The organism is Microbacterium sp. 67-17, assembly GCF_001898325.1.
Taxonomy (GTDB): domain Bacteria; phylum Actinomycetota; class Actinomycetes; order Actinomycetales; family Microbacteriaceae; genus Microbacterium; species Microbacterium schleiferi.
The window spans coordinates 1-23,318 of sequence record NZ_MKTR01000032.1 but is presented as its reverse complement, the minus strand read 5'-3'; the positions used below and the strand labels follow the sequence as shown (position 1 = coordinate 23,318).

Genomic DNA, 23,318 nt, shown 5'->3' with positions numbered 1-23,318 from the left:
TTAATTGCCGATGCGGGGTCCCGCGCTGGCATCCACGAGAGGACCATCATGCTCATCGCCTACTGGATCATCGCCGGCCTGCTAGCGCTCATCTATCTGTTCGCCGGAGGGACGAAGCTCATTCGCCCACAGGAAGCACTTGCCTCATCGGGTATGGGCTGGGCCGCAGACTCTCCCGCGGGCGTCGTCAAGCTCATCGGCGCTGTCGAGGTGCTCGGTGCTGTCGGACTGATCCTGCCGCCCATCACCGGAGTCGCGCCGGTCCTGGCGCCGGTCGCCGCGATCGGGCTCGTCCTGGTCCAACTCGGCGCGATGATCGTCCACGGGCGTCGAGGCGAGGCCAAGATGATCCCGGCGAACATCGTCTTGGCGGCTCTGGCGGCCGCCGCGGCGATCCTCGGATTCCTGGTGTGGTCATGACAGGCACCCTGCTCACCTGGCGCCCGCAGGCGCTCCAGACCCCGGGAGCCGCCGCAAATGAGACGCGGATGGACACCGTCGAGCTTCTGGTCGGCGACCTCGACGCGCAGACAGCGTTCTATCGCGACGCCATCGGGCTCGACGTGATCAACCAGTCCGGGGCGTCCGCGACCCTCGGCCGCTCTGGCACTCCGGTCGTGACGCTCACGCACACGCCGGATCTGCCGCCGTTCGACCGATCGGGTGCCGGGCTGTACCACACCGCCATCGCGTTCCCCGACCGAGTGAGCCTGTCGGCTGCCGTCATGAAGATGGCGCAGCATCCGTCTCACATTTACCAGGGCGCCACCGACCACACGTTCAGCAACGCGTTCTACTTCCAAGACCCGGAGGGCAACGGTATCGAGCTCTATTGGGACCGGCCCGCAGAGCAGTGGCAGAACATGCCCGCGGGGTGGATGCCGCGCAACACCGCGATCGATCCGAACGCGTTCCTGCGCACACATTTCGACACCGAGCGCCCGGAACCGGAAGACGCCACGGTCGGGCACGTCCACCTGCAGGTGGGGGACATCCCCACGGCGCGCCGCTTCTACGTCGATACCCTCGGGCTCGACATCACGTTCGATCTCGGGAGCGCGCTGTTCGTCTCCGCCGGCGGCTACCACCACCACATCGGGCTGAACACCTGGCACAGCGCGGGTGCCGGGCCGCGCGCAGCATCGCTGGGCCTCGGCGACGTCCGCCTGCGGATGCCCGTCCGCGACGACGTCCTTTCCCTGGCTGACCGGGCCCGCCATGCTGGCGTCGGGGTGGAGGATGACGGCCATGCCGTCCGCCTGCGCGATCCCTGGGGAACGGTGCTGACTGTCGCGCCGGAGGCACCGGGCGCGTGAGATGCGCTGACGCCCGGCGTCGGCAGCGAGGATAGGTGGACCATGACCTTCCCTGTTCCGCGGATGAGCCCGAGCGAGGCCGAGGCGTGGACCGGCCTGATCCGCGTCTGCATGCTTCTTCCTGCCGAGCTCGACTCGCAGCTCCAACGCGATTCCTCGATGACGCACTTCGAGTTCGCCGCACTGACCTTCGTGCGATGGGCGCCGGAGTCAAGAGCCTCGATGACGGCGATCGCGGAGGCCACGAACTCCACGCTCTCGCGTCTCTCGCACGTGTGCACGCGTCTGCAAAAGCGCGGTCTCGTTGAGAAGAGCGCGTCGGCGTCGGATGCGCGCGTGACCGAGGTGACCCTCACATCGGCGGGCCGCCGCGAGCTCGTGCGGGCAACGCCGGGTCACATCGGGACGGTGCGTCGACTGGTGATCGACGTGCTTTCCGACGAGGATCTCGCCGATCTCGCCCGAATCACCCGCGTCCTCGGCAAGCGCCTGGACCCGAGCTGCCGGGGTGACGAAGAAACCGCGGTCGACTAGCTTCCCTGGACGAGATGGTCGTCAGCAGGGCGCCGATGAATAGTGCCGCGGTGGCCACGGCGTTTCCCTGGCACTGGCGACTAGCCGCGGGTCGGGGCGATCGAAGGGGACGCTGACCGTGACGGAGATATCCCGCTGGCCAGGCGCGTCCGCAGCTCGGACCGGAGGGCAGCACCCTCACGTCGGATTGCGGGAGCCTGAGCGCGTACAAGGTCGAACTCGTCAACGACCACGGCGCCGCCGACCAAGACCGTGCGCGCCCGCATCGCTGATCCTGAGAAGGTCAGGTGGTCTACCGCGCGCTCGCCCGTGCCCGGAACGAACTGTGGCGCATCGAAGACGGCTACGTCTGCGACCGCGCCGGGCCGCAACGTGCCGTACCTCGGGCCGAGCCCCAGGGCACGAGCGCCGTTGCGAGTTGCCATCCGCAATGCGTCCGCCGAACTGACGACCGCCGCGTCGCCGCGGCGTCGGTGCAACAGGGCTGCGAGGCGCATTTCCGTGCGCGCGTCGAGGGTGTTGTTGCAGGCCGCCCCGTCGGTACCCACGCCCACGTTGACGCCCCGCCGGAGGAGGCGGGGTATGTCGGCGATGCCGGAGCCGAGCTTGAGGTTGGCGCTGGGGCAGTGCGCGATCGTCGCACCGCTCCGAGCCAGAAGCTCGACCTCGTCGTCGTCGAGCCATACGCCGTGGGCGAGCACGGTGCGCCGGGTCAGAGCGCCGAGTCGGTCGAGATACCGCACATCTCGCGCGTCGTTTTCGGCGGCGACTCCCTCGGCCTGCCGGCGATTCTCGTTCACGTGCGTGTGCACGACTGCGTCGGTGCGGATCGCGAGCTCCAGGGCATCCGCCCAGAGCTGCTCGGTCGCTGCGCTCGGTGCGCGCGGCGATATCGCCACGCGCACGCGCCCCTCAGCAGCGCCGTGCCACGTGCGCGTCAGCCTCAACAGATCGGTCCACGCCTCCTTCGTCGATTCGGCGATGAGGTCCGTACCGGGCTCGCGACGATCCATGATCGCCTTGCCGATCGTCGCGCGGGCCCCCAGCTCGACTGCCGCTTCGAAGGCGGCATCCGTGTGATGGGCCGTCTCCATGCTGAGGAAGGTGGTTGTCCCTGAGAGCAACATCTCGGTGATGCCCCAGCGCGCTGACACCGCGAGATCGCCAGCCGTGAGCAGCTGCTCGAGCGGCCAGATCCAACGGTCAAGCCACTGCATGACGTCGAGGTCCTCGGCAAGCCCGCTGAAGGCGGTCTGACACAGATGCACGTGCGTTTGCACGAGCCCCGGGGTGACGATCGCGCCGGTGCCGTCGATCTCGCGGTCCACCGAGCCGGTGACCCGCGGCCCCACGGACGTGACGGTGTCGCCCACGACGAGCACATCGCCGACGATCTCCCCAGCTTCGGCCAGGATTGTCGCATTTCGGATCGCGGTCGTCGTCATGGCTCTCTCAGGGCGAGCAACACTCAGAGGCGCGGTGTCGCGGTATCTGCGGCGAAGAGCCGTTCGCGCAGCGTGCCGCCCACTCCTGCCTCGGGGATTCGGCCCCGCCGGCGCAGCTCGGGCATGACCAGTCGGGCAAAGTCCCGCACGTCCTCGCCGCCAAAGAGGGGGTCCAGCATGAACCCGTCGAGATCGGTCGCCGCCAGCAGATCCTCGATGCGATCAACGACCTGCTCGGGCGTGCCGACGATCTGCGATCCGCGGATGCCGCGCACGCGCAGCTGCTCAAGGATCTCGGCGACGGTGGGTCCCTCGCCGTCCGGGCCCACAAAGCGATCGATGTTGCTCTGGCCCATTTGGCCCACGACGTCATCGAGCGGCACCTGCGAGAGAGGCTTGTCAGGGTCGAGCGCGAGCAGGTCGATGCCCGTGTTGGACACGAACATCGCCGCAGCCACCTCGATCGTCTGCGCGTCACGGAACTGATCGCGCAGGCGCTGCGCGTCGCGCGCGTCCTCGGCGACGAAGAACGACTGCGTCGCAACGACCCGGATGCTGCGCGGGTCGCGACCGTGCGCCGCGGCGCGCGCCCGGATGTCGGCAATGTTCGCCGCCATCTGTGCGGGATCGGCGCTTTGCAACAGCACGCAGTCGGCGTTTGCCGCGGCAAACTCCTTACCCCGCCCCGAGGATCCCGCCTGGAAGATGACCGGCGTGCGCTGCGGAGAGGGGTCGACTGTCAGATAGCCCGACGAGCGGTAGAACCGGCCGTCGTGCTCGATGCGGTGAAGACGCGCGGGGTCGGCATACACAGGCGTCGACGGGTCCTGCACCAGGGCGCCGTCCTCCCACGATTCCTCCCAGTAGCGACGGGCCAGATCGAGATACTCCTGCGCCATGTCGTATCGCATGTCGTGTTCGCGCATGCGCTCGTGGCCGAACAGATCTGCCACGACGTTCTGGATGCTGCCGGTGACCACATTCATCCCCACACGGCCGTCGGCCAGGTGATCCAGCGTCGCGAAGCGTCGGGCCGTCTCGAACGGATGATGCAGCCCCGTCGTCTCGGTAACGACCAGCCCGATGTCGCGGGTGTTCGCGGCGAGGATCGGCAGGAGTAGCTGGGGGTCGAGCAGGGGGAAATTGATGCCCCAGCGGGCGGCGGCATCCACCATCTGTCCACCGACCGTCGGGTACCCGAATGAGTCGGCGAAGAACAGCCAGTCGAAGCCGGCCTCATCCAGCGTCCGCGCGAGATCGACCCAGTGCGCGACATCGTGGAAGCGGGTGAGGTCGCTGCGCGGGTGCGTCCATGCGCTCACACCCCGAGCGCTGGGTGAGCCGAACATCTCGAAGACGCCGACGTAGATCCGGTCCATCTCCTGCTCCTTCCGATTCATGACCGACCTCAGTATTGTTCATTGTTGATCAATGTCCAGTCCACACGTGGATCTATTTACGCAGCCGTAACACACGGCAAGAGGGGATGACGATGCGCACACGAGCATTGGGTACACGAGGGCCGGTCGTGAGCAGCGTCGGGCTCGGGACGATGTCGCTTCCGCTCCATGAGGGCGAGCGCACCGCAACAAGGATCGTGCATGCCGCGCTGGATGCCGGCATCACGCTGATCGACACAGCGGATGTCTACGGCGACGGTGCCGTCGAAGAGCTCCTCGGCCGCGTGCTCGGTGCTCGTCGCGACGATGTGGTCCTTGCGACCAAAGTCGGACTTCCCATGGGCGGTGATCCGACGCGCGCCGGCGCGTCCGCCCGGTGGATCGAGCGGGCGGTCGACGACAGCTTGCGGCGGCTCCGAACCGATCGGATCGACCTCTATCAGCTGCACCGGCCGGATCCGGCGACCCCGCTCGAGGAGACCGTCACCGCTTTGGAGCGACTGCGTGCGGCGGGCAAGATCCGCTGGAGCGGGTCATCCGTGTTTCCTGCCGAGATGCTCGTGGAGGCGCAGTGGGTGGCCGAGCGAACAGGCGCGGCTCCGATGACGAGCGAGCAGGCGCCGTACTCGATTCTTGTCCGTGGGATCGAGCGCGCCGTCCTGCCCGCCGCGGAAAGCCATGGGATCGGCGTGATCGCATGGGGACCACTCAATGGGGGGTGGCTTACCGGAAAGTACCGACGCGGCGCTGAGCCACCGGCGGGCAGCCGTGCAGCCCAGGGCAACCCGTTCGTGCGCGCGGACGACGAACGGAAGCTCGCCGTGACCGAGCAATTGCGCCGCGTCGCCGATGACGCTGGCCTTACCCTCACCGAACTGTCGTTGGGATGGGTCGGCGAGCACCCCGGCATCACCTCGGTGCTGATCGGACCGCGCACTCCCGAGCAGCTGACCGAGTTGCTCACAGCCGCCGATACCGCCCTGGATGCCCCAGCCCTGGACGCGATCGATGCCATTGTTGCCCCCGGTACGAGCATCGACCCCCGAAACGAGGGATGGACCCCGCCTGGGCTCTCGCCCGAGGCGCGCCGGGGAGGGCGTGGATCAGAGGGCGTCGAGGGTCAGTGAGTCGGGGCCGTCCGAGTCGTCGCCGACGACCAGGATCGCTGCATCCAACCGGATCAGGTACTTCGCGAGGAACACAGGCCGGCCTCCGCGACTGAGGACGGTCGTGAGGCTCGTGAGGTGACCGCGGGGAACCTCACGGAAGCCCGTGCGCGATCCCGCTGATCCGGCGGCGCCCATCCGCCAGAACGACGGCGCACACCGGGCGCGAAACTGCGCGCCGAGTGCCGACAACAGCGACTGGGGCTGACCTGCGGCCTGTTCGACCAGGGCGAGCGGCGCGGCCCCCTCGCGGGTGGGGACCAACTCCAGGGCCGACGCGACCGGTTCGCTGTCGACCGTGAGCAGGCTCTCGCGGCACAGCAGCGTCTCATCCGGATCGGCGAGTTCCAGCAGCGCGCGACTCCAGTTCGTCGAACTGACGCGCTCGGTGCGCACCACCTCCACAGAGAGCTGCCCGTGCGTGCGCAGCATCTCCTCGATCGGTGCATTGTAGGCCGGCGGCCGTGCCCCGGGATGGGCTAGCTGGCGTCGTCGCGGATCCGCAGCCCGTTCGATGACGCCGTCCTCCTCGAGCAGCCGCAAGGCTTCCCGCAGGACCGTTCGGCTGACGCCCAGCTCGGCGGCGAGCTCGATCTCGGGCGGGATGATGTCGCCCGGCCGTGCAGTGCTTCGCAGGGCCCCCACGAGTCGGTCGTACACCTGCACCGAGAGCGGTCTGCGATCACGGACGGGGCCGATCGCGAGCGCCGATTCGTCTGACAATGACCCACCCCCTTCTCTGCACCATCTTTGTCCATTGGGGACGGCTGATTGTGACAAAGAGATTACCAACGTAAAGGTCATGTAAACAGACTTGCTTCTGGCTTTGAGCATTGCTCAACAATGAACAACATGGAGACATGAGCTCCACCATCGCGATCTGCGGCTCCTTCAGTTTCGACAGTGTCATCGCGCCCGACGGTCGTCCCCTGACCGGCAAGGTCGGCGGTAACGCCCTCTGGTCGAGCCTGGGTGCGCTCATCGCAGGCGCAGCGCCCCGGGTGGTGACCATCGTCGGCGAGGACTATCCCGACGAGGTCATCCAAAGGATCTCCGACGCCGGGATCGACGTCTCGGCGATCACGCGCATCGCGCGGCCCCATCCGGTGCGATTGACGTTTGCGCACCTGCCCGATGGCGGACGCATCCAGCCCGTCCCCGAGGACCTGATCGCGCACCTACCCGCCTCGACGCGGGTGCAGTTCATCGACACCACGGGGGATCCCGACACGCTCGTCCTCGGCGCTCCCACCCCCGAGCACGTGCCGCAGTCCTGGATCGACGAGGTCACGCACTGGCATCTACCGTTGCTTCCCCTGGTGCGTCATCGCGCCCTGGTCACTGCCCTTGCACAGGCCCCGGGCACGCTGCACACCGACTGCCCCGCCCGCTCCGACCTGATCGGAGCCCCTTACGAGCGCTTGAGCCCCACGCTTGCCCACATCGATGTGTTCCTGCCGAGCACTTCCGACCTCGACGTCATCGATCCAGGCGCGTCGGTACCCGAGTCAATCGAGCGGCTGTCGGCTGCGGGAGCCGGATCGATCGTGCTGAAATCGGGAGCGGACGGCGTGCTCATCGCCGAAGGCCAGCGCCGGTGGCGCGTGCCTGCGCACCCCGACCGGCCGCTGGATCCGACCGGTGCCGGTGACGCGTTTTGCGGCGGCTTCCTCGTCGGACGCGCCCGAGGGCTCGACATCGTTGCCGCCGCAGCTCTGGGCGCGGCCAGTGCATCGTTCGCCGTCGCCGCTGTCGATCCTCTCGACCTCCTGCAGGTCGACCCCGACGACGTCGCCGAACGCGCGGCACGACTGGCCGCAGCCGTGCGGCCGGTCGACGACATTCTTCACGGAGGGCTTCGATGATCAAGATCGGTGTGATCGGACGCAGCTGGCGCGAGGGCGAGTACCTACCGCCGCATGTCCTGGAGGTAGCCGAAGCAGTCGGGCGCGGCGTGGCAGAAGCCGGCGCGGCGCTGGTCTCGGGCGGGACGGGGGGTGTCATGGAGGCCGCGTGCAAGGGCGCCTTCGAAGCGGGCGGCCTGACCATCGGGTTCCTGCCCTACGCCGACCCTGCCAAAGCGAACCCGTACGTCACTCTCGTCTTCCCGACCGGCATGGGCACCATCCGTAACGTGCTGACCGCGCGCTGCTGCGACGCGATAGTCATGGTCGGCGGCGGAGTGGGCACACTCAACGAGGTCACGATCGCATACGACTCCGGCGTCCCCACCGTCATCGTTCAGGGGACCACCGGGTGGGCGGACCGACTCGGGCCCACCCTCGATGAGGGCGTCTGGCTCGATGACCGTCGCGTGACGCCCCTCAGCTTCGTCCCGGACGCTGCGACCGCGGTCGTGGTTGCCCTCGAACGGGCGCGCGAACCGCGCGCAGGCTCGCGCCTCGGGGCGTTCACGGGCTGGGCCGGTCAATGACCGCGCCCTGCCTGCACCACCTGTCACATCCCCGCACCACCCCTCGCACCACCGACAACCCACCCGACGATCTCGAGGAGTACTTGTGACCCACATCCGCCGCGCTGGTATCCGCCGCGCGTCCCTGACCCTGTTCGCCGTCGTCGCGGCGAGCGCACTGACACTGACGGCTTGCTCGTCATCCGGCACGCCCACCGCCACCGAATCCGCAGACGAGTTCGTCTGGACCATGGTCACGGACCAGGCCGGGCTCGGCGACAAGGGGTTCAATGACCTCGCCAAGCTCGGAATCGACCAGAGCGCCGAGGAGTTGGGCGGCAAGGCCCAAGTCCTGCAGTCCTCCGATCAGTCGCAGTACGTCACCAACCTGCAGCAGGCCATCAGCACCGGGTCGACGGTGACGACCGCCGTTGGCTTCCTCCTGGCCGACGCGATCGTCGAGGTCGCCCAGGCCAACCCCGACGAACTGTTCACGATCATCGACTCCGAGGCTCTCGATGAGGCTGGCACCCCCCTGCCTAACGTCGCGGGGGTGCTGTTCAAGGAGCAAGAGGCCGCATTCCTCGCGGGGATCGTCGCCGGCCTGACCACGGAGAGCGACACGATCGGCTTTGTCGGCGGAATGGAGATCCCCGCCGTACAGCGCTTCTACTCCGGCTTCGCTGCGGGGATCGAATCGGTCAACCCCGATGCAACCGTCACGGCAGCCTATGTCGGCAGCTTCGCCGACTCGGCCAAGGCCAAGGAGCTTGCCCTCGGGTTCTACGACCAGGGTGCTGACATCGTGATGGATGTCGCCGGCGGCGGCGGGATCGGCGTCTTTGACGCGGCCAAGCAACTCGGTGACGGCCATTGGGTCGTGAGCACCGACACCTGCAAGGTAGATCTGGCCCCCGACAACTTCCTCACGTCGGCCGTCAAGGATGTCGCCGGTGCAGTACTCCGAGAAAACACCGCGGCCGCCGAAGGCACCTTCGAGGGTGGCACCGTCACCCTGGGCCTCGCAGACGGCGGGGTGGGCCTGTGCCAGGAGAACATCGACTCCCTCTCGTCCGACATCCTGACCGTCGTCGACACCGCCACGACCGCAATCTCGGACGGAACACTGGTCCCCCCTGCAACGCCCGAGGAACTCGCAGAGTTCACGGCGCCCGCACTCTGATCATTCGGCGGAGGGGTCCCCGCGGCCCCTCCGCCGAACCGCCCCGTTCCCACGATCTGCAAGGAGAGCACGATGAGCGCAACCGCCGTACGCCTGGCGGGCATCACCAAGCGCTTCGGCGCCGTGACGGCCAACGACGGCATCGATCTTGCCGTGCGCGCGGGAACGGTGCACGGCGTGCTCGGCGAAAACGGTGCGGGTAAGTCGACCCTCATGAAGATCCTGTTCGGCATGATTCGACCCGATGAGGGCACGATCGAGATCGACGGCAAACGCGTTGAGCTGCGCTCGTCAGCGGACGCCCTTGCCCAGGGCATCGGAATGGTCCAGCAGCACTTCAGTCTCGTGGGGCCGTTCACTGTCGTCGAGAACCTGATCCTCGGGCGCGACTCCCGCGCACTCTGGCGACGCTGGCTCGCCCCGCTCCCACTGTCTGCGGCGCGTGAACGCGCGCGCGAGCTTTCTGAGCGCTTCGGGTTCGGGCTGGACGCCGACGCTCGGTGCCAGGACCTGTCCGTGGGGGCTCGACAAAAGGTTGAAATCGTCAAGGCCCTCTGGGCGGGTGCGACCATCCTCGTCTTGGACGAACCGACCGCCGCCCTCTCGCCGCCCGAGGCAGAGGAGCTCTATGCGCTGCTGGAGCGGCTGCGCGCCGATGGGACGACGGTGATCCTCATCAGTCATAAGCTCCCCGAGATCCTGCGCCTGTGCGACCGAGTAACCGTCCTTCGAGACGGGAAGGTCGTCGGCACTCGGGAGATAGACCGAGCGGACATGGATGCGATATCCCGCGCCGGCGTCGAGGCCGACCTCGTCCACCTCATGATCGGTCGTGAACGCCCCACGGTGCCCGAGCGGCATCCACGAGAGCTTGCACCTGTGCTCTCGGTGCGAGGGCTCACCGATGGTGGCCGGATCGGACCGGTCGACCTCGAGGTTGCGGGAGGGGAGATCGTGGCTGTCGTCGGCGTGGAAGGCAACGGTCAGAGCGCACTGGTCGATCTGCTCACCGGCGTCGTCCGCGCCAAGGCCGGATCGATCGTTCTCGACGGCGCCGAGCTCGCCGGGCGTTCGACGCTCGCCCGGTTGCGTGCCGGATTGGCGCACATCCCCGAGGATCGGCACGCACAAGCTGTCGCAGAGGAGATGTCCCTCATCGACAACGCGAGTATCGGGTTCACCACCGGTGCGCCGTTCGCCCCCACCCGGCTGTGGCTGTCCAAGGCCAAGCGTCGCCGGCTCGCCGAGGCCATCATCCGGGACCGTAGCGTCCGAACGCCCGGTCCCGACGCGCCGATGCGCAGCCTGTCGGGAGGTAATCAGCAAAAGCTCGTCGTCGGTCGCGAACTCGCCCGAGCCCCACGCCTCATGATCGCCGCGCAGCCCACGCGTGGCCTCGACATCGCCTCGACCACGGCCGTTCACGAGGCTCTGATGAAGTTACGTGCCGCGGGAGCCGGGGTGCTGCTGCTGAGCCTGGATCTGACGGAGGTGTTCGCCATCTCGGACCGGATCGTGGTGATCCGGCAGGGAGTGCTCGTGGGAGAGGTCGCTACCGACCGTGCCGACCCCGAACGCTTGGGTGCCTGGATGTCTGGAGCGGCCGGCGGCGAGGAGGCGGCGTGAGCGCCCGTGTATCGTCTCGTCGGACGCGCATCGATGAGGAGCTGCTCCGGGAGAGCCTGGAGATCAACCGTCGTGGGCACAACGGGTGGCGGGCGGAGGTGCTCGCTCGTGCCGCTGCAGCCGGCGGAACCGCGGCCGGCCGGATTCTCTCGTTCGTCCTCACCGTTCTTGCCGCTGTGATCGTCTCCCTGCCGCTGGTCTATCTCTCCGGAGGCGACGGCGCGCTTGCCCTGGACGCGCTGATCGCCGGCAGTTGGGGATCCCCTATCGCCGCAGCCGAGACACTTGTCCAGACCGTCCCGCTGCTCATATCGGGTCTTGCCGTGGCGCTCGCCTTCCATGCGGGCCTGTTCAACATCGGCGTCGAGGGGCAGCTCGTCGTCGGCGCGCTTTCGGCCGGCATTGTCGGGGCGACACTCCCGCTTCCCGGACCGATCCTGATCGTGGTGTGCGTCGCAGCGGGCGCAGCCGGCGGTGCACTGTGGGCGCTGATCCCGGCGCTGCTGAAGGCTTACCGCGGTGTCCACGAGGTCGTCACGACGATCATGATGAACTACATCGCCTTCAACCTCTCGACCTTTCTTGTCTCCCCGAGCGGACCATTCGTCTCGTCAAGCCAGCCTTCGGCCACGGAGAAGATCCCGATCGAGGCCCGGTTGCCGATCCTCGTTCCGGGCACGCGACTGCATGCGGGACTGATCCTCGCGATTGTCCTGGTCATCGCCGTCGCCTGGTACCTGTACCGCACGCCTGGTGGGTTCTCGCTGCGACTGACCGGAGCGAACCCGCGCGCCGCACGTGGCGCGGGCATTTCCGTCCCGCAGACCATCCTGCGCGCGATGCTTCTCTCGGGAGCGCTGGCGGGATTGGCCGGCGCCGTACAGGTCCTCGGTCTGTTCGGTCGCTACTTCGACGCCTTCTCGCCCGGGTACGGGTTCGATGCGATCGCTGTCGCGCTCCTGGGCGCCCTGTCACCTGTCGGCATCGCCGCCGCGGCCCTCTTCTTCGGCACGCTGGACTCCAGCGCCGTCTACCTTCAGGCCCAGGCCGGCGTCAGTCGTGAGATGGTCGGGGTCGTTTCGGGGCTCGTCGTCGGATTCGTCGCCGCTCAACCGGCCATCCTGCGCCTTCTGCGTCGCCTGCGCGCGCGCAAAGCGCGGACACGGCCGAACCCCTCGCCTGACGATCTGGATCGAGTTCTGGCGACGGTCGTCCCGGTACCTCTCGCCGATCCTGACGATGCCATCTCCCACGGCCTGGCAGAGACGGAGGCGACGCGATGAGCATCCTGAGCATGTCATTGGTGATCGCCGCGATCCACCTGGCGGTGCCGATCATTCTCCCCCTGCTGGGCGGGCTCATCAGCGAACGCAGCGGCGTGATGAACATCGCGCTGGAGGGCATGATGCTGGTGGGTGGGCTGACGGCGGTCGTCTTCTCCTTCCTGACGGGAGACCCCTGGCTCGGCCTCGCCGCAGCGGCGGTTTCGGGCCTGATATCGGGCGCGGCCCTTGCGCTGCTGACGGTCACCCTGCGGGCGAACCAGGTCGTCGCCTCGACCGCGATCAACCTCGTAGGCGCGGGCCTCACCGCCGCCCTGGTCCCGATCATCTGGGGCACGGACGGCACGACGCCCTCGGTCGCCAAGATCCCGCCGTTCGTCGTGCCTGGTCTTTCCGAGCTCCCGGTGGTCGGTCAGCTCTTTCGCGAACTCACGCTCGTCGACTACGGCACGTTCGTCCTGGTGGTCGGCGTGTGGTGGGTGTTGTTTCGCACCGACACCGGCCTGCGGCTGCGCGCGTGTGGGGAGTCGGCGGAATCGGCCGACTCTGCCGGCATTGACGTCGTGCGCACCAGATTTGTCGCCGTGGCGCTATCGGGCGCGTTCGCTGCACTCGGCGGGGCATACCTCTCGATCGTCATCCTCGATGCCTTCCAAGCCGGGATGACACAAGGGCGAGGCTATCTCGCGCTAGCGGCGCTCGTGTTCGGCAAGTGGCGGGTATGGCCCGGTGTCGCGGCGTGCGTCGTCTTCGGTCTCGCCGACGCGCTCGCCCTGCGCTCGCAGATCGTCGCCCCTGACATCCCGCATGACCTACTTCTTGCCATGCCCTACATCCTCGCGCTGGTGGCATTGGCCACATTCGTCGGCAAGGGCACCGCGCCGGCCGCCGTCGGAAAGGAGTTCGCTCGTGCCTGAGACATCCCCACGCGACCTGCGTCTGCTGCCCAAGGCGCATCTGCACCTGCACTTCGAGGAGAGCATCCGCCAGACCACGCTTGACGAGTTCGCCCTCGAACTCGGGCGTCCAACCCCGCGGATGACCGACTTCACGTCGTTCATCGAGTTCGATGAGCTGTGTCAGGCGGCTGTCGATGTCATGCGTACGCCGGCCCACCTCATCCGCATGGTCGGGGAGATGGCGGAGGATGCCGCGGCACAGGGCTGCGTGTGGATCGAGCCTGCCGTCTGGCTCCCGCTTCACCGCTCCTTCATCGGCGCCGACGAACAGACACTGGAGATCCTGATCGATGCCTCGACGACCGCCACGGCTCGAACGGGTGTGGGGATCGGCTGGATCCTGGCGATCAACCGCAACGAGAGCCCTGCCGATGCCGTCGTGCAGGCGCGGATCGCGGCCCGCTGGGAAGGACGCGGAGTTGTCGGGCTCGGGCTGCACAACGACGAGTCGCGCTTCCCGGCGGCAGACTTCGTCGACGCCTTCGCCGTCATCGACGGCACAGGCTTGTTGCGCACTCCGCATGCCGGAGAGCTCGCCGGCCCCGACAGTGTGCGCGCGAGTATCGAACTACTCGGGGCGAACCGCATCCAGCACGGGATCCGCGCAATCGAGGACCCCGCCGTCGTCGAGCTCGTGCAGCGTCGTGGGGTATGTCTGGATGTGTGCCCGACATCCAACGTCGTGTTGGAGTCGGTCCCCTCTCTGGCGGATCACCCGCTCCCCGCGCTCGTCGAGGCGGGGGTCGCCGTCAGCCTCAACGCCGACGATCCCGTGAACTTCGGTTGCGACATCCTGACCGAGTACGAACTGGCGCGCGACGCCTTCGGATTCGGACCCGAGATCCTCGCGAACTTCGCGCGGACCTCACTGATGGCATCCGCGGCACCGCAAGACACCCGCGACCTCGGACTGCCCGCGATCGAAGCGTGGCTGGAAGGAGCACGCGCATGATCGGGTCAGCGCGCGTCGTTACGCCGGCCTGCGAGGGCCTGGAGCGAGGCCAGCAGTTCGCTCTGGTCATCGATCGCGCCGAAGAAATCCGCGTCCCACGCGTCGAGGGCGACGACCGCCTTCTCGGCGAGCTCACGTCCGCGGTCGGTGACCCGCAGTGCCTTGCCCCGCGGGTCGTCGGGGTGAACGTCGCGCTCGATAAGCCCGTCGCGCTCCAGCAGCCGGATGATCTGCGAGGCCATCACCTCGCCGACGCCCGCATGCTCGGCGACGCGACGCTGGTTCGGCTCCGCCCCTTCGCGCCCGAGCCACCACGCCGAGGTGAGCAAGAGGAACTGACCGTGGGTGAGCGAGTATGCGCTGAGGGCAGCATCCACGCCCCGCTGCCAGCGCAGTGTGGTGTGCCACAGCATGAAGCCCAGGCTGCGGCCGGCCGAGTGGGCGCGCAGCGCGTCGCGGAAATCCGCGTCAGTGTCTGTGTCGGTCAAGGGGGCCGCCGGCATCTTCCCGTTCGCTCTCGCATCGTTCGGTCGGGATCGAAACACCTGTGTAACAGGCACTGATTACCCTAAACGCTGAACGCGTTAAGTATCCACATACTAAAGGCACGAAGTATCGGAGGTGACCATGATCGAATCGATCCCCGTGCTGCTCGACAACGACGATCCGCGTCTTCGTCGTGCGTGGCATCCGATCGGACGATCCGCCGACATCGGCCCGGAGGCTTGGACCACCCGTCTGCTTGGTGAAACCGTCAGGGTTCGCCGTGGCGGCAACCGAGCGTGGACCGGGCACGGGATGCGCGAGGCCGATGCGGATCGCATCGAGATCCTCGACGGATCCGCGGCCGAGACGACCGAGCGCTACGGCCTGGTCTGGGCCGCGCTCGAGCCACCCGTCGCTCCTGTTGCTGACTACCCTGAGTGGTTCGACGAAACCTACCAGTCGGAGGTCCTCACCCGGCAGACCAGGGTGGGCGCCGGAATCGTCATCGACAACTTCCTCGATGTCACGCATTTCTCCTACCTGCACCGGCAGTCGTTCGGACGCTCACGTCCGGTCACCGATGACGGGTACCGGATCACCGCCCGCGGGGACTTCGTGCAGCTCGAGCATGACACGATCATCCAGGAGGGGCGCCGCAACAGCGACGGTGGCTTCGGCGAGCGCCGTATCGCGACCTACACCTACTGGCCGCCCTATATCTGCCACCTGCAGATGTACTTTCCCACCGATGGCGCCCGTGCCGCGGCGACGATCAGCTGTCAGCCCGAAGCGGCCGACTCCACGCGCGTGTATGTCACGGTCATCGTGCCCGCCGACGATCCCGGGCTCGACGAGCAGGTCGCCTTCTCTCGCCGCGTGCTTGATGAAGACCTCACGATCGTGTCGCGGATGCCGGATCCCCGGCTGTGTCTGTCCGTGCGATCCGAGTTCCACACGCGCGCCGATCGCGCCAGTGTCGAGATGCGCAGAACGCTCCTCGACTTCCTCGAGGAATGCGGCCTGGCCCGGGCCGCCGACACCGAGGCGGTGCCGGCATGAGCGCATCGCCGCCGAGCCCGCTCGAGATCGAGCCCAAGGTAGCGGTGGGGTGGGTCCCGCTCGCTCCCATATCGGAGCTTCGCGCTGCGATGCCGATTCCCGTACCGGTCACCCTCGCGGGCCGCCCCTGGGCCCTGGTTGAGCTGGACGGTGAGGTCTCCGCGCTCCACGACGTGTGCCCCCATCGACGTGTGCCGCTATCGGCGGGGAAAGTCGCACCCGGACCTGGCGGTCGCCAGGTACTCGAGTGTGGGTACCACGGGTGGTCGTATCGCCGTGACGGTGCCTGCGCCCGCATCCCCGCCCTCGGCGAAGACGTCGTGCCCCGCGGGATGGGCAGTGTCGCCGTCTTGTCCACTGTCGTTGCGGGGGGATTGGTCTGGGGGTGCCCGGACGAGGTTCCCGGGACGGCGCCCGAGCTCGGTGCCACCGACGTTTTCCTGCGCGAGCAGATCATCGACGCCGCCGCACCGGAGATCACCGCAGCCCTGGGCGCCAGCGAAGAGGCGGTGGGCGGCGTCCGTACCGGTTCCGACGAATTCGGACCCCTGCGCTTTGCCGTTCGGCCCATCGCCCCGCGGCGATGCGCCCTTTTTCCCTTGGTCACTGCCGACGAGCTTGCCGCCGGCATGGCCGAATGGGTGCGCCGCACGGGTGCGCTTCCCGTTACGCCGATCCCCTCCGACCCCGATCACGAAAGGTAGACCGATGCTTGTCAGCCAAGTCCCCGCGCTCAAGGAGTTCTGGTACATCGTCGCCTACTCCTCCGACGTCACCAATAAGCCGACCCGCGTGCGCCTGCTCGGCGACGACTACGTGCTCTGGCGCGGCCGCAAGGGCCTCGTCGGCGCCGCCCTCGACGAGTGCCCACACCGGGGATCCCGCCTATCGCAGGGATGGGTCGAAAACGGCGACATCGTGTGCCCGTACCACGGCTGGTCCTTCGATGCCACAGGAGCCTGCACGCGCATTCCCCAGAATGACGACGACAAGCCCATCCCTCCCCGCGCGCGAGCCCTGTCGGTGCTCGTGGCGGAGAAGTACGGCTTCGTCTGGGTGTGCCCCGGGATGCCGCGCGCAAACATCCCCGACCTTCCCGAGGCCGAGGATCCGGCATACACCGTGATCTACGAGATCCTCGAGCTGTGGGATGCATCCGCGCCGCGCATCATCGACAACGCGCTCGACGTCTCCCACGTGGCGTGGACGCACAAGAACTCGATTGGCGACTCGTCAGCACCCAAGATGAACAACATGGTCGTGACGCGCGACGGTCACCACCTGACCTCTCGCGTCACCTACCGGGCCCGCGTTACCGAGGCGCTCCGGCGCAACATCGGTTTGGAAGGGGAGTACACCGAGCGGGTTACGAACTCGGAGCTCGTTCAGCCGTTCGTCTTCCGGGACAAGATGGAGTACGAGAACGGTGTCAATCACGTGCTCATGAAGATGGCGACGCCCGTCGATGACGAACACACGTTGTTCTGCCAGTTCATCGCACGCAACGACGCTCCTGACGCCGAGAAGCAAGCTGGCATCGTTGCCCTCGACCGCCAGATCCAGGACGAGGACCGCAACCTTCTGCAGTCGATCCGCCCTGAGTTTCCGCTGGAGATCCAGACAGAGATGCACACCCGCACCGACCGAATGACCGTCGAGTACCGCCGCATCCTCGCCGAACTGGCCGCCGAGAGCTCCCTCGTTCCCCCCGACCGGGTGTGGGCGACGCCGTTTCTGCAAGCGGTTCGCTCCGAGGTGCAGGCAGGCTCTCGATGAGCACCACCGAACTGGCAGCGTCCGACCGTGTCATCTACGAAGCCGTCGTATCCGAGGTGGCACGCGTGGCAGACGCCATCGTGGCGGTGACCTTCGCCGCCGACACCGACCTGCCCCCGTGGGATCCGGGTGCGCACATTGATCTCGAGTTGCCCAACGGCAAGATTCGGCAATACTCGCTGTGCGGGCCGCATCACCGGCGTCGCGAGCTGCGAATCGCCGTGTTGCGAGAGCAGGCGAGCCGGGGCGGGTCGATTGCCGTGCACGAGCTCGCCGTGGGTACCCCCGTGCGCATTCTTGCTGTTCGCAACTACTTTCCGCTGGGTGAGTCTGACGAGTACGTGTTCATCGCTGGCGGGATCGGAATCGCGCCCCTGATGCCTATGATCGAGGCGGTCGAGGCTCGCGGGATTCCCTGGACGCTGCACTACTCGGGGCGCTCCCTGTCGTCCATGGCGTATTCCACGTCGTTGCAGGAAGCGTATCCCGACCGCGTCATGCTCTACCCGAGTGCCCACGGGCGACGTATTGATCTCAGGGCGGTGCTGTCCTCGACCGCTCCCGGCGCGGGCCTGTACTGCTGCGGGCCGGCCAGACTCATGAAAGAGTTCGAAGAGACCTGTGCATTGCAGGGTGTCGAGGGTCATCTGGAGCGGTTTGCCGCGGCCGCTGACACGACAGCCGACCTCAGCGAGGATCGACCGTTTGAGGTGCACTTGGCGCGAACCGGGATCACCGTGATGGTCGAACCCGGGCAGACGATCCTCGAAGTGGCCGAGGCCGCCGGAGGGGACGTCTTCGCCTCCTGCGAGGAGGGGATCTGCGGAACCTGCGAGACCAGGGTTATCGAGGGAGACGTCGATCATCGAGACTCGGTGCTGTGCGGGCGTGACACCGGAACGATGATGATCTGCATTTCGCGTGCTCTCGGTTCGCGTCTGGTCATCGACGCGTGACCACGAGATCGCCGGCCCGGCGGCCGCGAGAGAGGTACGGCTTCCCAGCGCCTTCCCAGAAACAGGAAATGCCCTTCCGGTATCGTCGCGTGTAACCAAGGGGAGTACTCCACCACGGTCGGCTCGTCATTACGGACGCTCTCGCGTCCCGGGTCACCGGTTCTCGGCAACGGGGATGGAGAAGACCTTGGCGTAGATCTGATCATCACGCCAAGGCAGGAGTCCCTTGTGAACGTCACCCTGACGGTCTGGCTCATCACGATCGCGGTCACTATCGCGTTCTTCGTGTACGAGTTCTACGCGCACGTCCGCAAGCCCCACGAGCCGACCCTGGGCGAATCCGCCCGATGGTCGGCCTTCTACATCGGCCTCGCGCTGCTGTTCGGCGTCGGAATCGGGCTCGTCTCGGGGTGGGACTTCGGCGGCGAGTACTTCGCCGGCTACCTCACCGAGAAGGCCCTGTCGATCGACAACCTGTTCGTCTTCCTCATCGTCATGACGGGGTTTGCGGTGCCGAAGATCTACCAGCAGAAAGTGCTGATGATCGGCATCGTCATCGCGCTCATCATGCGCGGGATCTTCATCGCGGTGGGCGCCGCGCTCATCGAGAACTTCTCGTGGATCTTCTGGGTCTTCGGCGCGCTGCTCCTGTACCTGGCCTACCGCCAAGCGTTCACTCACGGTGAGTCCGACCCAGCCAATGGCCGGTTCATGCGCTTCATGCGACGCATCCTTCCCGTGAGCAACGAGTACAACGGCGACAGGCTGACGGTGAAGAAAGACGGACGCCGCTTCGTCACCCCGATGCTGCTCGTCATCATCGCCATCGGGTTCATCGACCTCATCTTCGCCGTCGACTCGATCCCCGCGATCTACGGGCTCACGCAAGAGGCCTACATCGTCTTCACTGCCAACGCGTTCGCCCTGATGGGTCTGCGCCAGCTCTACTTCCTGATCGGCGGTCTGCTCGAGCGTCTGGTCTACCTCGCCCAGGGGCTCGCGGTCATCCTGGCCTTCATCGGCATCAAGCTCCTCATCCACGCGCTCCACAAGAACGAGTTGCCGTTCCTGGGCGGCGGTGAGCCCATCACGGTGATCCCGGAGATCCCGATCTGGCTGTCGCTCCTGTTCATCGCGGGCACGATTGCGGTCGCGACGATCGCGAGTCTCGCGAAGACCCGCAAGGATGCCAGAGCCGCCATTGCCGGCGAGACCGCCGAGACGGATGCCGACAGTGAAGCATCCGTCGAGAACCGCTGATGGCCGACCTGTGGTGGAATATCGCGCTCGTCGTCGTGTTCGTGCTCATCGGTGGAGTGTTCGCCGCGACCGAGATGGCGCTCGTGACCCTGCGCGAGAGCCAGCTCAACGCGATCGCTGCGCGTGGGCGCCGCGGCGCGAAGGTCGCCGCGCTGGCGCGCAATCCGAACACGTTCCTCTCTGCGGTGCAGATCGGCGTCACGGTGGCCGGCTTCGCCTCGGCCGCGTATGGCGCGGCATCCATCGCCCCCGCAGTGACCCCACTGCTCGTGGGGATGGGACTTGCGGAGCCGGTCGCGGCGACCATCGCGACGATCGGACTGACGCTCGTGATCGCGTACCTCTCTCTGGTGCTCGGCGAGCTCGTCCCCAAGCGCCTAGCGATTCAGCGCAATGCGCAGTTCGCGTACGCTGTCGCGCCCGTGCTCGACGGATTCGCGGTGCTGATGCGGCCGGTCATCTGGCTGCTGTCCGTCTCCACGAATGCCCTCGTGCGGCTGCTCGGCGGCGACCCGAACAAGACAGCCGATGAGCTCAGCGACGAAGAGATCCGCGACATCGTCACCTCACACCAGGGCCTACCCGAGGACGAACGCCGGATCCTCGACGACGTGCTGTCGCTGCGAGGCCGGCAGGTCAGCGAGGTCATGCGTCCTCGGCCGGAGGTCGTCGCGCTGGACGATTGCATCACTGTCGCGGACGCTCTTGAGCGCACCCGCGACCTGCCGTACTCCCGGTACCCCGTTGCCGACACGTCCATCGATGACATCGTCGGGTTCGTTCACGTGCGCGACCTTTTCGACGCCGCCAGTGACGAGGCAAGCAAGCCGGTTGCGGGGCTCGTGCGCGACATCCCGTACGTGCCCGCGACGGCGCGGGTGCTGCCGACGCTCACGAGCCTGCGTGCGCGCGGCCACCACATCGCGGTCGTCGTCGACGAATATGGCGGCACCGACGGCATCGTGACGCTGGAGGACCTCGTCGAGGAGGTCGTGGGCGAGATCTTCGATGAGTACGACGCTGCCGAGACTGCCCTGGTCGGCAGCGACACGATCGATGGCCGCCTGAATCTGCAGGAGTTCGAGGAGCGCACCGGCATCGAGTTGCCGCGTGGCAGCTCAGACACGATCGCCGGATACGTCATCGAGCAGCTCGGTCGCCTTGCCGTCGTCGGCGACACCATCGACATCCCCGGCGCCACGCTTCGGGTCACCGCGCTGGATCGGCGCCGCATCGCGACAGTGCGCCTCCTCGCCCGCGCCGACGACGGGAACGCGCCGTTGACGGCGGATGCGTGACGCTTGATGCATGCGCACGACCCTCACGATCGACGATGACGTTCTGGCGGCAGCGAAGCTGGTTCGCCGCGCGGCCCGGGTCACAGGGCGACAACACGTGGCACACCTGCCCTCTGGTGCAAAACGGCGTCGTGCGGGTGGTCAGCAACCCCGTACCCGAACACGCAGCCCGTTCCCGTCGTGCTCGCATCTCTCGCGAGCCTGACAGCGAGAGCTGATCACGTCTTCCTCGCCGACTCGGTCAGTCTTCTCGACTCTTCCATCCATACCGAGCGACTGCTCGCGAACTCGCAGGTCACCGACACCTACCTGCTGCCCCTGGCGTCGTCGCATGACGCTCTCCTGGCAACCTTCGACACCCGCCTCGTGACAGCAGCTGTGCCGGGCGGCAAGGCAGTGCTGTTCCCGATACCCTGACTCCCGTTGCCCGCATCGTCGCGTTGACGCTGTCTTGAGAGGATCGCCCATGTCGTCGTCCGCCCCCGCCCTCGTTCTGGTTCATGGCGCCTGGGGGGGTGGCTGGGTCTGGCGACGCGTGGTGGCACCGTTGCGCGAGGCCGGGTTCGAGGTCCACACCGTGACCCTGACGGGCGACGGTGAGCGGGCACACCTGCGCCGACCCGACATCGATCTGCACACGCACATCGCGGACGTTCTGGGCCTCGTCGAGATGGAGGAGCTCGAGCACGTCGTGCTGGTCGGGCACAGCTACGGCGGCATGGTCATCACGGGTGCCGCCGTTGAGCTGCAGCAGCGGCATCCGGGTCTGCTCTCGGGCCTGGTCTATGTTGACGCGATGTTCCCGCAGCCCGGTGACGGATGGGGTGTTGCCCATTCGCCCGAGGTCGCTGCCGCGCGCCTGGCTGCCGCTGCCGAGAACGACAACGCTCTGCCCGCGCCGAACGCGGAATCGGGCTTCGACCTCAGCCCCGAGGATGCCGCGTGGCTGAACCGCCGGCACGTGCCGCATCCGTTCGGGATGTACCGGCAGCCGCTCGACTACGACCCAGCCCTGCTCGAGGCGGTCCCGCGTCTGTTCATCGACTGCACGGATCCCGCCTACCCGACGATCGAGCCGGTGCGGCGCCTCGTGCGCGAGGAGCCCGGATGGCAGGTCGTCGAAATCGCGACGGGGCACTTCCCGATGGTCACGACGCCGACCGAACTTGTCGCGCACGTGCGCGGGTTCGCCGAGTCCTTGCCCGCCTGAGCGGCAGTCCCGGCCCTCCTGAGCGGGAGTCCGGCCGGCGGAGCACAATAGGACCATGACCGACTCACTGCCGAGCCTCGACACCCCGTGGACGCGGCTCGACGCGGCATCCGTTGTTGACCTGCTCGCCGACACCGATGCGCGCTGGTGGCTCTCGGGTGGGAGCGCCTACGACCAGTGGCGTGGCGAGCCCCTGCGCGAGCGCGACCGCACCACGATCAGCACCGTCTACACCCAGCTCGACGACCTCGTGGGTTCGCTCCCCGAGGGGATGAGCTGCTGGGCGCGGATCGGTGACGACCTCGTCCGGTGGTCCGACCTGCCCGACGGTGCCGACATTCCGTCGGCTTGGATCTTCGACGAGGCGATGGATGCCTGGGTGCTGCAGATCAACCTCGAGGACGGCACCGCCGACCGCTGGGTCTACCGGCGCGATCCTCGCCTGCAGCTCCCGTGGGAGAAGGCAGTCCTCGAGATCGATGACATTCCTACCGGCGCACCCGAGGTGCAGCTGGTCTGGAAGGCTCTGCGGCCCTACCCCGACGACGAAGCCGACAAGGACGTGATCCTCCCTGAGCTTCCCGAGGAGGCGCGGACGTGGTGGGAGAAGGCGATCCTGTCGATCCATCCGCACTCGACGTGGTCGATCCACGTCCGCAGTCCCTTCGCCCCGGCCAAGGCGAGCTGGAACCGCACCCGCCGCAGCAGCTAGCAGCTGGGGCCTTCACTCGGTTCGGGCGGCTTCGCTCGGTCCGCGGCATTCAGTCGCGCCCAAGTGTGGATCTGCACGGGATGAGCCCACACAATGGCGCGACTGAGATGCGGGAGCACTCTTTCGGTCGCGCCTAAGCGTGGGTGGTGTGCCGCCGAAGCCGCATCAAGTCGCGACCGAACGGATGACGTGGCTAGATGTACTGCCCAGGGAGGTTGTTTGATCTGGCTTCCCTGATGTGACGAGAACCTCCCGGCAGAGTGGAGCTGCTACCGCATCCGCTC

24 protein-coding genes are annotated in these 23,318 nt (G+C 67.2%); 20 read left to right on the top strand and 4 right to left on the bottom strand.

The features are described 5' to 3' along the window. Nucleotides 1-48 precede the first annotated feature (48 nt). The 3 genes from BGO47_RS12880 to BGO47_RS12870 are packed head-to-tail and all read left to right on the top strand — an operon-like array spanning nucleotide 49 to nucleotide 1,850. Nucleotides 49-420: a DoxX family protein gene (locus tag BGO47_RS12880; protein WP_292712501.1), complete on the top strand. Its 372-nt coding sequence runs from the start codon at nucleotides 49-51 to the stop codon at nucleotides 418-420. Next, nucleotides 417-1,316 (top strand): VOC family protein, encoded by a 900-nt coding sequence (locus BGO47_RS12875; RefSeq protein ID WP_292712500.1) that lies wholly within the window; start codon nucleotides 417-419, stop codon nucleotides 1,314-1,316. The genes BGO47_RS12880 and BGO47_RS12875 overlap by 4 nt, the downstream gene beginning before the upstream one ends. A gap of 42 nt (nucleotides 1,317-1,358) precedes the next feature. Beyond that, on the top strand, nucleotides 1,359-1,850 hold the full coding sequence (locus BGO47_RS12870) for a MarR family winged helix-turn-helix transcriptional regulator (protein ID WP_292712498.1): 492 nt from the start codon (nucleotides 1,359-1,361) through the stop codon (nucleotides 1,848-1,850). Nucleotides 1,851-1,930: 80 nt separating this feature from the next. On the opposite strand, the gene BGO47_RS12865 is transcribed toward BGO47_RS12870, so the two are convergent. Then, nucleotides 1,931-3,295, bottom strand: coding sequence for an amidohydrolase family protein (locus tag BGO47_RS12865; RefSeq protein WP_292712496.1), 1,365 nt, complete (start codon nucleotides 3,293-3,295; stop codon nucleotides 1,931-1,933). Between the two features lie 23 nt (nucleotides 3,296-3,318). Next, nucleotides 3,319-4,674: an NtaA/DmoA family FMN-dependent monooxygenase gene (locus BGO47_RS12860; RefSeq protein ID WP_292712494.1), complete on the bottom strand. Its 1,356-nt coding sequence runs from the start codon at nucleotides 4,672-4,674 to the stop codon at nucleotides 3,319-3,321. Nucleotides 4,675-4,823: 149 nt separating this feature from the next. On the opposite strand from BGO47_RS12860, the gene BGO47_RS12855 reads away from it, so the two are divergent. Further along, nucleotides 4,824-5,822: an aldo/keto reductase gene (locus BGO47_RS12855; protein ID WP_292712492.1), complete on the top strand. Its 999-nt coding sequence runs from the start codon at nucleotides 4,824-4,826 to the stop codon at nucleotides 5,820-5,822. Here BGO47_RS12855 and BGO47_RS12850 read toward each other — a convergent pair. Beyond that, a complete protein-coding gene (locus BGO47_RS12850) occupies nucleotides 5,799-6,584 on the bottom strand; it encodes a GntR family transcriptional regulator (protein ID WP_292712490.1) in 786 nt (261 codons plus the stop codon). The two genes, BGO47_RS12855 and BGO47_RS12850, sit on opposite strands and share 24 nt — an antisense overlap. Before the next feature lie 137 nt (nucleotides 6,585-6,721). On the opposite strand from BGO47_RS12850, the gene BGO47_RS12845 reads away from it, so the two are divergent. The 7 genes from BGO47_RS12845 to add all read left to right on the top strand — a co-directional run bounded on the left by BGO47_RS12845 (nucleotide 6,722) and on the right by add (nucleotide 14,277). Continuing rightward, entirely contained in the window at nucleotides 6,722-7,726 is a 1,005-nt protein-coding gene (locus BGO47_RS12845) for a carbohydrate kinase family protein (RefSeq protein ID WP_292712488.1), read from the top strand. Next, on the top strand, nucleotides 7,723-8,295 hold the full coding sequence (locus BGO47_RS12840; RefSeq protein ID WP_292712486.1) for a TIGR00725 family protein: 573 nt from the start codon (nucleotides 7,723-7,725) through the stop codon (nucleotides 8,293-8,295). Before BGO47_RS12845 ends, BGO47_RS12840 begins: the two co-directional genes overlap by 4 nt. An 85-nt stretch (nucleotides 8,296-8,380) precedes the next feature. Further along, nucleotides 8,381-9,457, top strand: coding sequence for a BMP family ABC transporter substrate-binding protein (locus tag BGO47_RS12835; protein ID WP_292712484.1), 1,077 nt, complete (start codon nucleotides 8,381-8,383; stop codon nucleotides 9,455-9,457). Between the two features lie 72 nt (nucleotides 9,458-9,529). After that, a complete protein-coding gene (locus BGO47_RS12830; protein ID WP_292712482.1) occupies nucleotides 9,530-11,083 on the top strand; it encodes an ABC transporter ATP-binding protein in 1,554 nt (517 codons plus the stop codon). After that, entirely contained in the window at nucleotides 11,080-12,366 is a 1,287-nt protein-coding gene (locus BGO47_RS12825) for an ABC transporter permease (RefSeq protein WP_292712480.1), read from the top strand. Before BGO47_RS12830 ends, BGO47_RS12825 begins: the two co-directional genes overlap by 4 nt. Further along, on the top strand, nucleotides 12,363-13,283 hold the full coding sequence (locus BGO47_RS12820) for an ABC transporter permease (RefSeq protein WP_292712478.1): 921 nt from the start codon (nucleotides 12,363-12,365) through the stop codon (nucleotides 13,281-13,283). Before BGO47_RS12825 ends, BGO47_RS12820 begins: the two co-directional genes overlap by 4 nt. Further along, the gene (add, locus tag BGO47_RS12815) at nucleotides 13,276-14,277 is read left to right on the top strand and encodes an adenosine deaminase (RefSeq protein ID WP_292712476.1); all 1,002 of its coding nucleotides are present in this window, start codon (nucleotides 13,276-13,278) and stop codon (nucleotides 14,275-14,277) included. Before BGO47_RS12820 ends, add begins: the two co-directional genes overlap by 8 nt. A 5-nt stretch (nucleotides 14,278-14,282) precedes the next feature. On the opposite strand, the gene BGO47_RS12810 is transcribed toward add, so the two are convergent. Further along, on the bottom strand, nucleotides 14,283-14,765 hold the full coding sequence (locus BGO47_RS12810) for a winged helix-turn-helix transcriptional regulator (RefSeq protein WP_292712474.1): 483 nt from the start codon (nucleotides 14,763-14,765) through the stop codon (nucleotides 14,283-14,285). Nucleotides 14,766-14,904: 139 nt separating this feature from the next. On the opposite strand from BGO47_RS12810, the gene BGO47_RS12805 reads away from it, so the two are divergent. From BGO47_RS12805 to BGO47_RS12765, 9 genes are all read left to right on the top strand, one after another. Further along, nucleotides 14,905-15,822 (top strand): hypothetical protein, encoded by a 918-nt coding sequence (locus BGO47_RS12805; RefSeq protein WP_292712525.1) that lies wholly within the window; start codon nucleotides 14,905-14,907, stop codon nucleotides 15,820-15,822. Next, nucleotides 15,819-16,526: a Rieske 2Fe-2S domain-containing protein gene (locus BGO47_RS12800; RefSeq protein WP_292712472.1), complete on the top strand. Its 708-nt coding sequence runs from the start codon at nucleotides 15,819-15,821 to the stop codon at nucleotides 16,524-16,526. Before BGO47_RS12805 ends, BGO47_RS12800 begins: the two co-directional genes overlap by 4 nt. A 4-nt stretch (nucleotides 16,527-16,530) precedes the next feature. Next, nucleotides 16,531-17,598, top strand: a complete 1,068-nt coding sequence (locus BGO47_RS12795; protein ID WP_292712470.1) for an aromatic ring-hydroxylating dioxygenase subunit alpha — start codon at nucleotides 16,531-16,533, stop codon at nucleotides 17,596-17,598. After that, nucleotides 17,595-18,554 carry a PDR/VanB family oxidoreductase gene (locus tag BGO47_RS12790; RefSeq protein WP_292712469.1) on the top strand — a complete coding sequence of 320 codons (960 nt, stop codon included), beginning with the start codon at nucleotides 17,595-17,597 and terminating at the stop codon, nucleotides 18,552-18,554. Before BGO47_RS12795 ends, BGO47_RS12790 begins: the two co-directional genes overlap by 4 nt. Nucleotides 18,555-18,782: 228 nt before the next feature. Then, nucleotides 18,783-19,814, top strand: coding sequence for a TerC family protein (locus tag BGO47_RS12785; RefSeq protein WP_292712467.1), 1,032 nt, complete (start codon nucleotides 18,783-18,785; stop codon nucleotides 19,812-19,814). Continuing rightward, on the top strand, nucleotides 19,814-21,112 hold the full coding sequence (locus BGO47_RS12780; protein ID WP_292712465.1) for a hemolysin family protein: 1,299 nt from the start codon (nucleotides 19,814-19,816) through the stop codon (nucleotides 21,110-21,112). Before BGO47_RS12785 ends, BGO47_RS12780 begins: the two co-directional genes overlap by 1 nt. A 180-nt stretch (nucleotides 21,113-21,292) precedes the next feature. Further along, a complete protein-coding gene (locus BGO47_RS12775; RefSeq protein WP_292712463.1) occupies nucleotides 21,293-21,529 on the top strand; it encodes a hypothetical protein in 237 nt (78 codons plus the stop codon). A 49-nt stretch (nucleotides 21,530-21,578) separates the two neighbouring features. Further along, nucleotides 21,579-22,322, top strand: coding sequence for an alpha/beta hydrolase (locus tag BGO47_RS12770; RefSeq protein WP_292712461.1), 744 nt, complete (start codon nucleotides 21,579-21,581; stop codon nucleotides 22,320-22,322). Between the two features lie 55 nt (nucleotides 22,323-22,377). Beyond that, nucleotides 22,378-23,034 (top strand): hypothetical protein, encoded by a 657-nt coding sequence (locus tag BGO47_RS12765; protein WP_292712459.1) that lies wholly within the window; start codon nucleotides 22,378-22,380, stop codon nucleotides 23,032-23,034. Nucleotides 23,035-23,318 lie beyond the last annotated feature (284 nt).

Bases quoted from the DNA above. Each gene is read 5' to 3' on its own strand.
- BGO47_RS12770 (WP_292712461.1), top strand. From the start codon at position 21,579: ATGTCGTCGTCCGCCCCCGCCCTCGTTCTGGTTCATGGCGCCTGGGGG.
- BGO47_RS12800 (WP_292712472.1), top strand. From the start codon at position 15,819: ATGAGCGCATCGCCGCCGAGCCCGCTCGAGATCGAGCCCAAGGTAGCG.
- BGO47_RS12865 (WP_292712496.1), bottom strand. From the start codon at position 3,295: ATGACGACGACCGCGATCCGAAATGCGACAATCCTGGCCGAAGCTGGG.
- BGO47_RS12860 (WP_292712494.1), bottom strand. From the start codon at position 4,674: ATGGACCGGATCTACGTCGGCGTCTTCGAGATGTTCGGCTCACCCAGC.
- BGO47_RS12765 (WP_292712459.1), top strand. From the start codon at position 22,378: ATGACCGACTCACTGCCGAGCCTCGACACCCCGTGGACGCGGCTCGAC.
- BGO47_RS12870 (WP_292712498.1), top strand. From the start codon at position 1,359: ATGACCTTCCCTGTTCCGCGGATGAGCCCGAGCGAGGCCGAGGCGTGG.
- BGO47_RS12880 (WP_292712501.1), top strand. From the start codon at position 49: ATGCTCATCGCCTACTGGATCATCGCCGGCCTGCTAGCGCTCATCTAT.
- BGO47_RS12790 (WP_292712469.1), top strand. From the start codon at position 17,595: ATGAGCACCACCGAACTGGCAGCGTCCGACCGTGTCATCTACGAAGCC.
- BGO47_RS12780 (WP_292712465.1), top strand. From the start codon at position 19,814: ATGGCCGACCTGTGGTGGAATATCGCGCTCGTCGTCGTGTTCGTGCTC.
- BGO47_RS12845 (WP_292712488.1), top strand. From the start codon at position 6,722: ATGAGCTCCACCATCGCGATCTGCGGCTCCTTCAGTTTCGACAGTGTC.
- BGO47_RS12875 (WP_292712500.1), top strand. From the start codon at position 417: ATGACAGGCACCCTGCTCACCTGGCGCCCGCAGGCGCTCCAGACCCCG.
- BGO47_RS12830 (WP_292712482.1), top strand. From the start codon at position 9,530: ATGAGCGCAACCGCCGTACGCCTGGCGGGCATCACCAAGCGCTTCGGC.
- BGO47_RS12805 (WP_292712525.1), top strand. From the start codon at position 14,905: ATGATCGAATCGATCCCCGTGCTGCTCGACAACGACGATCCGCGTCTT.
- BGO47_RS12795 (WP_292712470.1), top strand. From the start codon at position 16,531: ATGCTTGTCAGCCAAGTCCCCGCGCTCAAGGAGTTCTGGTACATCGTC.
- BGO47_RS12840 (WP_292712486.1), top strand. From the start codon at position 7,723: ATGATCAAGATCGGTGTGATCGGACGCAGCTGGCGCGAGGGCGAGTAC.
- BGO47_RS12820 (WP_292712478.1), top strand. From the start codon at position 12,363: ATGAGCATCCTGAGCATGTCATTGGTGATCGCCGCGATCCACCTGGCG.